The following is a 12644-nucleotide window of genomic DNA, read 5'->3' as shown; positions in this document are numbered from 1 at the left end:
TTTCAGCCGAGGAAATTGCTCAGCACATCGGGGTGGAACGCCCAGCCGGCAAAGCCGCACACCCCCATGAACAGGCCGAAGCTGCCGAACACCCAACCGGCCACCAGCAACCAGAAACTCTCGGCCAGCGCCGCCACCGCCGCCATGGAAATGGCGGTGGCGATCAGCGCCTCGCTCGCGTCAAACTGGTCGTCATGGACGTTGAGCGCGTCGTAACAATCGGAAAAGCCCTGCGCCTGCCTGGCCAGCACCGGCACTTCGGCGCGATATTTGGCGATGTCGCGGTCAAGCCCGGCGATCGCGCTGGCCGCTGCCGCCCGCGCGGCGGGGGTGGTGGAGAGCACCACCAACTCGGCGCGCGCGGTTTCGTTGATGTGGATCTTGGTCTTGGTCGCTTGATACTGCGCCCAATGATCGACCGAATCGGCTTTGGCCTGCGCCATGTTCTGGACGATGTTGCCGTCCTTGATGTTGCCCAGCCCCATGAACACAGACAGGATGACGACGGTCATCGCCACCCAGCGGTTGAGCCGCTTGTCCTTGGCTTCGGCGCTGACTTCGATTTCCATGAGGCAGGTCCTGACGCAAAAGCCTGTGTAGCAAGCCGTTCGTTTCGAGCGTAGTCGAAAAACCTAGCACAGCGCTCGCCGCCTGTTTCTCGACTAGGCTCGAAACGAACGGAAGCGGGGGCGCGGCACCGCGCGATAACGGGCGTGCGGCTCCCTCAGATATCCTGCACCAACCGCCCATACAGCTCGGGCCGCCGGTCGCGGAAGAAGCCGAAGGCGGCGCGGTGGCGCTTGATGCGGTCGAGGTCGAGCGTCGCCACGATCACGCCGGTCTCCTCGCGGCCCAGTTCGGCCAGGATGTCGCCGCGCTCGTCAGTGATGAAGCTGGTGCCGTAGAAGGTCTGGCCATGCTCCACGCCGACGCGGTTGGCGGCAACCACGGGCACGACGTTGGACACCGCATGCCCCACCATCGCGCGGCGCCACAGCCGCGCGGTGTCGAGTGAGGTGTCATGCGGCTCGCTGCCGATCGCGGTCGGGAAGAACAGCACGTGCGACCCCATCAGCATCAGCGCGCGCGCGGTTTCGGGATACCATTGGTCCCAGCAAATGCCGACGCCGAGCGTCGTGGCATCTGGCCCCGGCCACACCTTGAAGCCGGTATTGCCCGGCCGGAAATAGAATTTCTCCTCATAGCCCGGCCCATCGGGAATATGGCTCTTGCGATACACGCCCTGCACCGCGCCATCGGGCCCGATCATCGCCAGCGAATTGTAATGGTGCGGGCCATCGGCCTCGAAGAAGCTGGTCGGGATCGTCACACCAAGCTCGCGCGCAAGGTTCTGCATCGCCAGCACCGCCTTATGCTCGCCCACCGGCTTGGCGGTCGCGAACAGCCCTTCATCCTCGACCCGGCAGAAATATTCGCCCTCGAACAGTTCGGGCGGCAGGATCACCTGCGCGCCCTTGCCCGCCGCCTCGCGCACGAGTTCGGAGACATGGGCGATGTTGGCGTCCAGATCGGACGTGAAGGCGAGTTGCAGCGCGGCGACGGTGATTTCGGTCATGCCGCGCCATATAGGCGAGCGTGCACCGCGCTGCCACTCTTCAAACGCACATCCTCGCTTCCATGCCCGCGACCTGTTAGCCCTCGGCCATGCCAAACCCGCCCCACGGTCGCCCCGACGATACGCCCCCCGCGAGCATCCTGGCAGCCCTCGGCCCCGGCCTGGTCACGGGGGCCGCCGATGATGATCCCAGCGGCATCGCCACCTACAGTCAGGTCGGCGCGCAATTCGGCTATGGCCTCGCCTGGACGATGCTGTTCAGTTACCCGCTGATGGCGGTGACGCAGGAGATCGCGGCGCGCATCGGCCTCGTCACCGGCGTCGGCATCGCGCAGAATCTGCGACGGCATTATTCCCGGCATGTGCTGCGCGCGGTCGTGCTGCTGCTGGTCATCGCCAATATCATCAACCTCGGGGCCGATCTGGGCGCGATGGGCGCAGCGTTGCGGCTGCTGCTCGGTGGGCCGGAGCAGCTTTATACGATCGCCTTCGGCATCATCTGCATCGCGCTCGAAACCTTTCTCAGTTACCCGCGCTATGCCGCGATTTTGAAATGGGCGACACTGTCGCTGTTCGCCTATGTCGCGGTGGTGTTTGCGGCACAGGTGCCATGGTCGGTCGCGCTGAGCAGCACGGTCCTGCCCAAAATGACCTGGGATGCCGACCATGCGATGGCGCTGGTGGCGATCCTCGGCACCACCATCTCGCCCTATCTGTTCTTCTGGCAAAGCGGGCAGGAAGTGGAGGAAATGCACCGCCGGGGGGCCAAGCCGCTGTGCATCACCCCGCGCGCGGCCGGCCCCGAGCTCGCGCGCATCCGCAAGGACACGATCATCGGCATGGGCTTTTCCAACCTGATCGCGATCTTCATTATCTTCGCTACCGCCGCCACGCTCCACGCCCACGGCGTGACCGACATCAAGACCTCGTCCCAGGCAGCCGAAGCGCTGCGTCCGATCGCAGGCGTGTTCACCTTCGCGCTGTTCGCCGCCGGGATCATCGCGACGGGCATGCTCGCGGTGCCGGTGCTGGCGGGGTCGGCGGCGTATGGCGTGTCGGAAATGTTCGGCTGGACCACGGGCCTGCGCCGCAAACCGCGCGAGGCCGGTGCCTTTTACGCGACCATTGCCGCTGCCACTTTGGGCGGGGTCGCGCTCAACTTCACCGCGATCGACCCGATCAAGGCGCTTTATTGGAGCGCGGTGGTCAACGGCGTGCTGGCTGCACCGCTGATGGCGGTGATGATGCTGATCGCCACCAACCGCCGCATCATGGGCCGCCTGACGCTGCCCTGGCCGATGATCGTCATCGGCTGGCTCGCCACCGCCGTGATGGCGGTGGCGTCGCTCGCGTTTTTCGTGCTGCAATAGGGGCAAACGGGAGGTTCACCCCTGCTCCCTCCCGTTCGGGCTGAGCCTGTCGAAGCCCTGCTCTCCGCAGGCGCAGCGTTCGCGCGGGGAGAGGTGCCCTTCGACAGGCTCAGGGCGAACGGAGACGCGCTTACGCCGGCACTTGCTGCGAAATGCAGTGGAAGCTCCCGCCCCCGGTCAGGATCGCATCGGCGCGCAGGCCCACTGCCGTGCGATCCGGGAACAGCGCCTGCACCGCCGCCACCGCCGCATCGTCGCTGGGCGCACCGTACAGCGGCACCACCACGGCGGCATTGCCGATATAGAAGTTCATATAGCTGGCGGGCACGATCTCATCGTCGCGCAGCACCCGGCCGGGCGACGGGATCCGCACCAGTTCGATGCCGTCCTTGGCCGCGGCGGCCTGTGCGGCACGTTGATAGACCAGCCAATTGGGATCATTCTCGGCCGCTTCCGGGATCACCAGCACGCCCGGTGCGACGAAGCGCGCGAGGTTATCGACATGCCCGTCGGTATGATCGTGCATCAACCCGTCGCCCAGCCACAGCACGTCGACCAAGCCGAGATCGTCGCGCAGGCGCTGCTCGATCTCGCTCTTGGTCAAGGACGGGTTGCGATTGGGGTTGAGCAGGCACTGCTCGGTCGTCACCACCAGCCCGGTGCCATCGCCATCGATCGCGCCGCCTTCCAGCACCCAGTCGCAGCTTTCGACCGGCAGTTTCTTGCGCGCCGCCAGCCGCCGCCCGATATCGTCGTCGCCCGGCAGATCATATTTGCCGCCCCAGCCGTTAAAGCCGAAATCCCGCGCGCTGCCGTCGGACAGCACAATCGGGCCGGTGTCGCGCAGCCAGATGTCGCCGAACGGCTCGACCACGATCGTCGCCACATCGCCCGCCAGCCGCTCGGCCGCCACCGCCGCCGCATCATTGGCGACAACCAGCAGCACGCGCTCGCCGCGTCCCCCGGCATGGACCGCGCGCGCGAACGCCGCCACCTCTTCCTGCGCGGGCTCAAGGTCAGCTTCCCACAATTCGGGATGGCTCGGGAAGCCGATCCAGACGGCTTTGTGCGGGGCCCATTCGGCGGGCGGCAAGGGACGGGTCATGCTTTACTTTCCTGCGGTGGCGCGGCTCTTGTCACGAATCGCGCGGAATTCGGCGGCGTTGTACCAGTTCGGCCAATCCGAACCATCCGCCAGCGCACGCCCCAGCCCATAATAAAGCTGGACGTCCTCGACCGCGCCCGACCAGTCCCATGCCGGATTATATTCGTCCTGCGGCTTGTGATAGCGATGCTCGATATAATCGAGCGTCGCGGCATGGCCTGCCGCCTCTCCGCCAACGCGCAGATCCTCGCCCGATTTGCCATAGAACATCGGCACGCCGAGCTTGGCGAAGCTGAAATGGTCGGAACGGAAATAGCTGCCGCGCTCCGGGTTGGGTTCGGGCTTCACCACACGGCCCTGCGCCTCGACCAGCAACTTCATGCGGTCCTCGAGCTCCGACTTGCCAGCCCCCGTCACCACGAAATCCTTCGCGCGGCCAACGGTGTTGAGCCCGTCCATGTTCACCCCGCCCACGGTCTGCGCGATCGGGTAGATCGGGTGCTGCGCATAATAACGCGAGCCGAGCAGCCCGCATTCCTCGCAGGTCACCGACAGGAATACGAGCGAGCGCCGTGCCGGGCCTGCCTTCACATTGGCCTCGGCGAGTGCCACCAGCCCGGCGACCCCGCTCGCATTGTCGAGCGCGCCATTGCAGATGTCATCGCCATTGACCGCGTCGCAGTGTCCGAGATGGTCCCAATGCGCGGTGTAATAGACATAGTCGTTGGGTGCCGTCGTACCGGCCAAGATGCCGATCACATTCTTCGATGCCTGCCGCTTAATCGCGTTGTCGAACGACACCGAGGCGGTGACGCCCAGCGGAACCGCCTTGAAGCCCTTGACCTTGGCCGCCGCGTTCAGCGCATCGAAATCCTGGCCCGCGCTCGCGAACAGCTCGCGCGCCTTGGCCAATTGCATCCAGCCGATCGCCTGGCTCTGGTCGGCGTGGTCGCCCGCTTCGTCCAGTTCCAATTGCGGCCCGGTCCAGCTCGATTGCACCACACCCCAGCCATAAGCCGCAGGTGCCGTCTCGTGCACGATGATCGCAGCAGTAGCCCCGTGGCGCGCGGCTTCCTCGAACTTGTAGGGCCAGCGGCCATAATAGGTCATCGCGCGCCCCTCGAAGAGGCCCTGGTTGGTTGGCGTCTGCCAGTCGGGATCGTTGACCAGGATCAGGACGGTCTTGCCCTTCACATCGACGCCCGCATAATCATCCCAGCCGCGCTCGGGCGCGGTGATGCCGTAGCCGACGAACACCACCGGGCTGTCCTTGATCTCGATGCGGGGCGTCACGCGATAGCTGGCGATCACAACATCGCTGCGATAGGCGAGGCTGACCGGGGCCTTGCCGCCGGAGAAGCTTAGCGGTGTCACATTCTTCGCGGTCAGTTCGACCAGCGGGACATCCTGAAACCACCCGCCATTGTTGCCGGGCTTGAGCCCCGCCGCCTTGAAGCGCTCGACAATATAGTCGGTCGCCTTGGTCTCCCCCGCCGTGGTCGGCTTGCGCCCCTCGAACGCATCGGAGGAGAGCGTCTTGGTGACGTCCTTCAGCGTCTCGACGCTGATCGGCGCGAGTGACCGTGCCGGCTCGGCATGGGTCGGTGCTGCGGCGACCAGAATGCCCAAGGTGATCATTCTGAACACGGTCATCGGCGCGCACTCCCCAGCTTCGGCGTGGCCTGTACTGGCATCGTCACGCGGTGCGCGCAACCGGTGCGCTGGGTCTTGCAGGCGCGCGTGATCTCCTTATCGTGCGTACTTAAGGGGAGAATTTTGGACATGATGACACGCAATCTTGTGCTGGCGACCCTGCTCGCCACCGCCGCGCCGGTCGACGCTGCCAGCGATGCTGCCACCCGCTTCGGTGCGCGCGCGGCGATCGAGCAGATCAGCCTGTCCCCAGACGGCAAGCGTTTCGTCGTGCTCCTCGCCGATGCCAAGCGCGGCACGCGCGCCATGGTGTACACGATCGACAGTGCGGAGCCCCCGCTTCCGTTGTTCGCTTCGGCCGGCGAGAAGGAGCAAATCGATTATTGCGAATGGAGCAGCAACGATCGCCTGATCTGCGGACTCAGCTTCACCGCAGGTCGCGTGCGCGACATCGTCGGTTTCGACAGGCTCGTCACTGTCGGGGTGGACGGCAAGGATTTGAAGACGCTGAGCGCCGCGCCGTCCTACGACGCGCTTGGCATCATGCAGGATGGCGGCCGCATCATCGACTGGCAAGGTGACGCTAGCGGGAATGCTGTGCTGATGACACGCCAGTTCGTGCCCTCCGTGACGACCGGCACCAATCTGGCGGTCTCGGCCGAAGGGCTTGGCGTAGAGCGCGTCGATCCGGTCACGCTGCGCCGTCAGACGATCGAACCACCACGCCCGACCGCGCGCGAATATATCTCCGACGGGCGCGGCAAGGTCCGCATCATCGGCCTGCGCCCCACCAGCGCGGGCTATAGCGCGACTCATATCGACTATCTCTACCGCAAGGCCGATTCGACCGGCTGGTCTCCGCTCGGCACCGTCACCGGGGATGCGCAGACCGTCAGCGGATTTGATCCTTATGCGGTCGATCCCACGCTCAACATTGCCTATGGCTTTGACGTGCAGGACGGCCGCCGCGCACTGTTCAAGATCGCGCTCGACGGCACGCTCAAGCGCGATCTGGTCTATGCCAGGCCCGATGTCGACCTAGGTGGCCTCGTCCGCATCGGGCGGCAGCACCGCGTCGTCGGCGTCAGCTACGTCACCGATCGCCGCAAGACCGAATTCTTTGATCCCGAACTCAAGAAGCTCGGCACCAGCCTGGCCAAAGCGATCCCCCAGCGCCCGCTGATCCAGTTCGTCGATGCCAGCGCCGACGAATCCATGCTGCTGCTGTGGGCCGGCAGCGATGTCGACCCCGGCGAATATATGCTGTTCGACAAGAAGACCCACCAGCTTGGCGGATTGCTGCACGTCCGCCCGCAACTCGACGGGGTAACGCTCGCGCCAGTCAAGGCGGTAACCTTCCCCGCCGCAGACGGCACCCCGATCCCCGCCTATCTCACTTTGCCAGTGGGCAAGAACGGCACGAATCTCCCGGCGATCGTGATGCCGCATGGCGGCCCCGGCGACCGGGACGAATGGGGGTTCGACTGGCTCGTTCAGTTCTTCGCCGCACGCGGCTATGCCGTGCTCCAGCCCAATTATCGCGGCTCGACCGGCTATGGCGAAAGCTGGTTCCGCGAAAACGGCTTCAAATCGTGGCGCACCGCGATTGGCGACGTCAATGACGGCGGCCGCTGGCTGGTGAAGCAGGGCATTGCCGCACCCAACACGCTGGCGATCGTCGGCTGGTCCTATGGCGGTTACGCCGCGCTGCAATCGGCCGTGCTCGATCCCAATCTGTTCAAGGCGATCGTCGCGATCGCGCCCGTCACCGATCTCGACACGCTGCGGCACGAGCATGACAATTACATGGACTTCAAGCTGGTCGATACCTTCATCGGCAAAGGGCCGCACGTCGCAGAGGGCTCGCCCGCGCAGAATGCCGGGCGGATCGCCGCGCCGGTGCTGCTGTTCCACGGCGACATGGACCAGAATGTCGGCATCGGCGAATCGCGCCTGATGGCCGCGCGCTTGCGCGGCGCGGGCAAATCGGTCGAGCTGATCGAGTTCAAGGGCCTTGCGCACCAGCTCGACGACAGCGAGGCGCGCATCGCTATGCTCGACCGCAGCGACGCCTTCCTGCGCGAGAAAATGGGGATCAAATAAACGAAGAAGGGCGGCCCCGCGGGGCCGCCCTTCTTGTTTCGGATCGCGCCGTGGCAAAGCCACGTCGTCGGACGGTGCTTTGGCACCGCCGACCGAGCCTCTGACCGTGGCTGGCTCCAGCTTCGCTGGAGCCTCGCCTCAGCGGCTGTAGAATTCGACGACCAGGTTCGGTTCCATCTTCACCGGATAGGGCACTTCGTCGAGCGTCGGAACGCGCGTGAAGGTGACCTTGGCCGCGCCGTCCGGAGCGACATAATCGGGAATTTCGCGCTCGGCGAGCTGCTGCGCTTCGAGCACCAGCGCCATTTCCTTGGCCTTGGTGCCGAGCGTGATCTCGTCACCGACGAAGCAGCGACGCGATGCGATGTTGCACTTCACACCGTTGACGCGGACATGGCCGTGCGAAACGAGCTGACGCGCAGCCCACACGGTCGGCGCGAACTTGGCGCGATAGACGATCATGTCGAGACGCTGCTCGAGCAGGCCGATCAGATTCTGGCCGGTATCGCCCTTCATGCGTGCGGCTTCGGTGTAGCACGCGCGGAACTGCTTCTCGGTCACGTCGCCATAATAGCCCTTGAGCTTCTGCTTGGCGCGCAGCTGGATGCCGAAGTCGCTGACCTTGCCCTTGCGGCGCTGGCCGTGCTGGCCGGGGCCGTATTCACGCTTGTTGACGGGCGATTTGGGGCGACCCCAAATGTTCTCGCCCATGCGGCGATCGAGCTTGTACTTTGCGGATGAACGCTTCGACATGAGATATTCCTTGGCAAATGCTTCGTGACAAGACCGCCTGCCTGCGCCTGCGATCGATACCCGGTATCGCTCTATCCGAACCTGTAAGGGATGCGGGCAGGGCCACCACTTCACCGGGGTGTGGGGCCAAATGCGAAGGCGGGCGGTTAGCGGCACCGGTCGCATGAGTCAAGCTGGACAGGCGCGCCGCGGCTCGCCAAGGGGGAGCGCATGACGAACGCGATCCTCCCCGGCCCCGATTGCACCAATATGGCGGAGGTCCGCGCCGGCGTCGACCATGTCGACCGCGCGCTGATCGCGCTGCTCGCCCAGCGCTTTGCCTATATGGACGCAGCGGCGCGGATCAAACCCGAACGCGGCGCAGTGCGTGACGAGGGGCGCAAGGCGCAAGTCATTGCGAATGCGTGCGCCGAGGCGCGCGCCGCAGGGATTCCCGAGAGCGTCATCGCCGATCTGTGGGAACGCTTGGTCGAGGCGTCAATCGCCTATGAACTCGTGGCGTTCGATCGGCGCTGACGGGCCACGCCGCCATGATATAGATCGAGATTCCTCGATCCATAATCATGGCGGTGGCGAGCCTCCTGCGCGATGTCGCGGGTAGGCACCGCTATCGAGGCCTCGCAACGCCGAGCACGTTCAGCGAACCGGCGATCGGGATGCCGACCGCCGTCCGCTGCCGAGATTTAACGGCCGAAAACGCCAGCTATATGATCGCCGCCGCCCTCTTCGCGCGCCCATTCCTCTGCCGTTTTGCAGACGCTGGACCGTATCCGCGACGGGGTCGTTGCCTCCGAACGGCAAATTTTGCGCGGCTTGGGCGGCTTGCCGGGCTTTGCCGTCGGCGTAGGAGTCGACGACGTTCCCTCAGCGGAGGTTTGGGCAAGCACCGGGGACGCAACAAGCGCGATGGCAGCCATCATCGAGGCAGAACGGACCAGCATGAAGATCTCCGACGTGAGCGATGCGCCGGTGTAACCAGCCCGCAAGATGCCGTCAAAGCAGAATAATCTGTGCCGCGCGCTTACCTTCCCCGCGGCTGTTTCCCTGCCAGTGCGCTGAGCACGCCGCGCACGGTGCGCACTTCCTGCGCCGACCAGCCGGGCTTGGTCAGCAGGGTGCGCAAGGTGCGCCGCGTCACCGGCGTGCGTTCGGGCGGGAAGAAGAAATCGGTCTCGGCGAGCATCGCGTCGAGCTGTGCGATCATCCCGTCCAGCTCTTCCTGCAATGCCGGCGGCGGCAGATCGACGTGCGGCGGGCTCGCCAGGCGTTCGGCCTTCGACCATTCATAGGCGATGAGGATCACCGCTTGCGCCAGATTGAGCGATCCGAATTCCGGGTTGATCGGCACGGTGATGATGGTCCGCGCCAGCGCGATATCGTCGGTTTCCAGGCCGGAACGCTCCGGCCCGAACAAAATCGCCGATCGGCCCGGACCGGCATGGATCGCGCGCGCCGCCCCCTCGGGCGTTACCACCGGCTTGGTCACGCCGCGTTTGCGCACCGTGGTCGCATAGACATGGCTGCAATCGGACACGGCCTCGGACACGGTTTCGAACACCTGCGCCTCTTCCAGCACGACATCGGCACCGCTCGCGGCGGGGCCTGCGCTGGGGTTGGGCCAGCCGTCGCGCGGGGACACCAGCCGCATCTCGACCAGCCCGAAATTGAGCATGGCGCGCGCGGCCTTGCCGATATTTTCACCAAGCTGTGGGCGGACGAGAACGAGCACGGGCGGTGGAATGATCGCAGGCGTGCTCACCCCTTGCCGACCTCGCTCACCGTACCGGCAAATTCCTCGAAATCGCGCGCTTCGCGGAAGTCCTTATAAACGCTGGCAAAGCGAATATAGGCGACCGAATCGAGGCCCTTCAGCCCCTCCATCACCATTTCCCCGATCTTGCCCGAGCGCACTTCATTTTCGCCCAGCGTCTCGAGCTGGCGCTGAATGCCCGAGACCAGCTTTTCGAGCTGCGCCGCCTCGATCGGGCGCTTGCGCGCGGCGATCGAGACCGAGCGCAACAGCTTCTCACGGTCGAACGGCTCGCGTTTGAAACCGCCGCCCGCATCCTCGCTCTTCAACACCGTCAATTCGCGCAGTTGAATGCGCTCGAAGGTGGTGAAACGCGCGCCGCAGGCCTCGCATTGCCGCCGTCGCCGGATTGCGCCCGCATCTTCGGTCGGGCGCGAATCCTTTACTTGGCTGTCTTCATGGCCGCAGAACGGACAGCGCAAATCACACCCCTTCCGGATAGATCGGGAAGCGCGCGCACAAAGCCAGCACGCGCTCACGCACATTGGCCTCGACCTGCGCATCGCCTTGCTCGCCATTCTTGCGCAGGCCATCGAGCACGTCGGCGACCATATTGCCGATTTCGCGGAATTCGGCGGGGCCAAAGCCGCGCGTCGTGCCCGCCGGGCTGCCGACGCGGATGCCGCTGGTCTTGGTCGGCGGCAGCGGATCGTTGGGGATGCCGTTCTTGTTGCAAGTGATGCCGGCGCGTTCCAGCGCTTCATCGGCATCCTTGCCGGTCACACCGAGCGGGGTCAGGTCGATCAAGGCGAGATGCGTGTCGGTGCCGCCCGAAACGACCTCCGCGCCGCGCTCCTTGAGCGTTGCCGCCAGCACCTTGGCATTCTCGATCACGGCGGCGATGTAGCTCTTATACCCCGGCTGCAGCGCCTCGCCGAAGGCGACCGCCTTCGCCGCGATCACGTGCATCAGCGGGCCGCCCTGCAGGCCCGGAAACACCGCCGAGTTGAGCTTCTTGCCCAGCGCCTCGTCATCGCTGAGGATCATGCCGCCGCGCGGCCCGCGCAGCGTCTTGTGCGTGGTGGTGGTGGCGATGTGGGCGTGCGGGAAGGGCGAGGGATGGAGGCCCGCTGCGACCAGCCCGGCGAAATGCGCCATATCGACCATGAAATAAGCGCCGACTTCATCGGCAATTTCGCGGAACTTGGCGAAATCGATCTGGCGTGGGTAGGCCGAGCCGCCCGCGATGATCAGCTTGGGGCTATGCTCGCGCGCCAGCTTGGCCACTTCGTCGAAATCGATCAAATGCGTGACCGGATCGACGCCGTACTGCACGGCGTTGAACCACTTGCCCGACATCGCCGCGCGCGCGCCGTGCGTCAGGTGACCACCGGCATCGAGACTCATGCCCAGGATCGTCTCGCCGGGCTTGACCAGCGCCAGCAGCACCGCGCCATTGGCCTGCGCGCCCGAATGCGGCTGAACGTTCGCATAGGAACAGCCGAACAACTGCTTGGCGCGCTCGAGCGCCAGCGTCTCGACTTCGTCCGACGGGTGGCAACCCTGATAATAACGCTTGCCCGGATAGCCTTCGGCATATTTGTTGGTGAAGACGCTGCCCTGCGCCTGCAGCACCGCTTTCGACACGATGTTTTCGCTGGCGATGAGTTCGATCTGCGTCTGCTCGCGCGTCAACTCATGGCGAATTCCGCCGAACACCGCCGGGTCCGCTTCGGCCAGGCCGCGCGTGAAAAAGCCGTCGGGCTGGACGTCGTGAAGCTCTGTTGGATTGGTGCTCATGCCGGATTCCCACTTGTAACTGGCGCAAAGGACGGTGCGCCGAGCTTTTCGACGCGTGATTGATGGCGGCCACCGGCAAAATCGGTGGTCAGGAACGCGGTGATACAGGCCTTGGCCATATCCTCACCCGTCAGCCGCGCGCCGAGCGCGACGACATTGGCATCGTTATGCTCGCGCGCAAGGGCGGCGGAGAGCGGTTCGGAGACAAGCGCGCAGCGCAGCGCCGGATGGCGATTGACCGCGATCGAAATACCGATGCCCGATCCGCACAGGGCAACGCCGCGCTCGGCGGCACCGGAGGCGACGGCCTCGGCCAGTTTGAAGCCGAAATCGGGATAATCGACGCGCGCGTCGCTGTCCGGGCCGAGATCGAGCACGTCATGCCCCTCGGCGGCAAGCCATGCGGCAAGCGTGGCCTTTAACGCAAAGGCGGCGTGATCGGAGGCGATGGCGATGCGCAAAGCGGGCGCGCTCCCAAAAGGTGAAGCGGAATGGCGTGCCCTTAGCCAAGCCCGCGCGCGATTGCCACACCCA

12 protein-coding genes are annotated in these 12644 nt (G+C 65.2%); 3 read left to right on the top strand and 9 right to left on the bottom strand.

Translation table 11 applies throughout. The features are described 5' to 3' along the window. Nucleotides 1-2: 2 nt before the first annotated feature. On the bottom strand, nucleotides 3-569 hold the full coding sequence (locus H4W01_RS21480) for a DUF4337 domain-containing protein (protein WP_209613105.1): 567 nt from the start codon (nucleotides 567-569) through the stop codon (nucleotides 3-5). Nucleotides 570-724: 155 nt separating this feature from the next. Next, nucleotides 725-1576, bottom strand: coding sequence for an N-carbamoylputrescine amidase (gene aguB / locus H4W01_RS21475; RefSeq protein WP_209613104.1), 852 nt, complete (start codon nucleotides 1574-1576; stop codon nucleotides 725-727). Nucleotides 1577-1665: 89 nt separating this feature from the next. On the opposite strand from aguB, the gene H4W01_RS21470 reads away from it, so the two are divergent. Beyond that, nucleotides 1666-2946, top strand: coding sequence for an NRAMP family divalent metal transporter (locus H4W01_RS21470; RefSeq protein WP_209613103.1), 1281 nt, complete (start codon nucleotides 1666-1668; stop codon nucleotides 2944-2946). Between the two features lie 130 nt (nucleotides 2947-3076). Here H4W01_RS21470 and H4W01_RS21465 read toward each other — a convergent pair whose 3' ends face one another. Both H4W01_RS21465 and H4W01_RS21460 read right to left on the bottom strand, forming a co-directional pair. Continuing rightward, the gene (locus H4W01_RS21465; RefSeq protein ID WP_209613102.1) at nucleotides 3077-4051 is read right to left on the bottom strand and encodes an agmatine deiminase family protein; all 975 of its coding nucleotides are present in this window, start codon (nucleotides 4049-4051) and stop codon (nucleotides 3077-3079) included. Between the two features lie 3 nt (nucleotides 4052-4054). Further along, nucleotides 4055-5704 (bottom strand): M28 family metallopeptidase, encoded by a 1650-nt coding sequence (locus tag H4W01_RS21460; protein WP_435804011.1) that lies wholly within the window; start codon nucleotides 5702-5704, stop codon nucleotides 4055-4057. A gap of 132 nt (nucleotides 5705-5836) precedes the next feature. On the opposite strand from H4W01_RS21460, the gene H4W01_RS21455 reads away from it, so the two are divergent. Next, the gene (locus H4W01_RS21455; RefSeq protein ID WP_209613101.1) at nucleotides 5837-7807 is read left to right on the top strand and encodes an alpha/beta hydrolase family protein; all 1971 of its coding nucleotides are present in this window, start codon (nucleotides 5837-5839) and stop codon (nucleotides 7805-7807) included. 138 nt (nucleotides 7808-7945) lie between these two features. Here the strand turns inward: H4W01_RS21455 and rpsD are convergent, their stop codons facing one another. Further along, entirely contained in the window at nucleotides 7946-8560 is a 615-nt protein-coding gene (rpsD, locus tag H4W01_RS21450; RefSeq protein WP_010406153.1) for a 30S ribosomal protein S4, read from the bottom strand. 210 nt (nucleotides 8561-8770) lie between these two features. On the opposite strand from rpsD, the gene H4W01_RS21445 reads away from it, so the two are divergent. Continuing rightward, a complete protein-coding gene (locus H4W01_RS21445; RefSeq protein ID WP_209613100.1) occupies nucleotides 8771-9076 on the top strand; it encodes a chorismate mutase in 306 nt (101 codons plus the stop codon). Between the two features lie 505 nt (nucleotides 9077-9581). Here the strand turns inward: H4W01_RS21445 and H4W01_RS21440 are convergent. From H4W01_RS21440 to rpiB, 4 genes are read right to left on the bottom strand one after another with little or no spacing between them, the layout of a single operon-like run. After that, a complete protein-coding gene (locus tag H4W01_RS21440) occupies nucleotides 9582-10319 on the bottom strand; it encodes an RNA methyltransferase (protein ID WP_334685400.1) in 738 nt (245 codons plus the stop codon). Further along, a complete protein-coding gene (gene nrdR, locus H4W01_RS21435) occupies nucleotides 10316-10792 on the bottom strand; it encodes a transcriptional regulator NrdR (protein WP_010406145.1) in 477 nt (158 codons plus the stop codon). The genes H4W01_RS21440 and nrdR overlap by 4 nt, the downstream gene beginning before the upstream one ends. Nucleotide 10793: 1 nt before the next feature. Continuing rightward, nucleotides 10794-12110, bottom strand: a complete 1317-nt coding sequence (gene glyA / locus H4W01_RS21430; protein WP_209613099.1) for a serine hydroxymethyltransferase — start codon at nucleotides 12108-12110, stop codon at nucleotides 10794-10796. Next, the gene (gene rpiB, locus H4W01_RS21425; RefSeq protein ID WP_209613098.1) at nucleotides 12107-12571 is read right to left on the bottom strand and encodes a ribose 5-phosphate isomerase B; all 465 of its coding nucleotides are present in this window, start codon (nucleotides 12569-12571) and stop codon (nucleotides 12107-12109) included. Before rpiB ends, glyA begins: the two co-directional genes overlap by 4 nt. Nucleotides 12572-12644 lie beyond the last annotated feature (73 nt).

This window comes from Sphingomonas sp. PL20, from assembly GCF_017875905.1.
Taxonomy (GTDB): domain Bacteria; phylum Pseudomonadota; class Alphaproteobacteria; order Sphingomonadales; family Sphingomonadaceae; genus Sphingomonas; species Sphingomonas echinoides.
The sequence above is the reverse complement of the archived record's forward strand: the minus strand, read 5'-3'. Positions and strand labels throughout refer to the sequence as shown.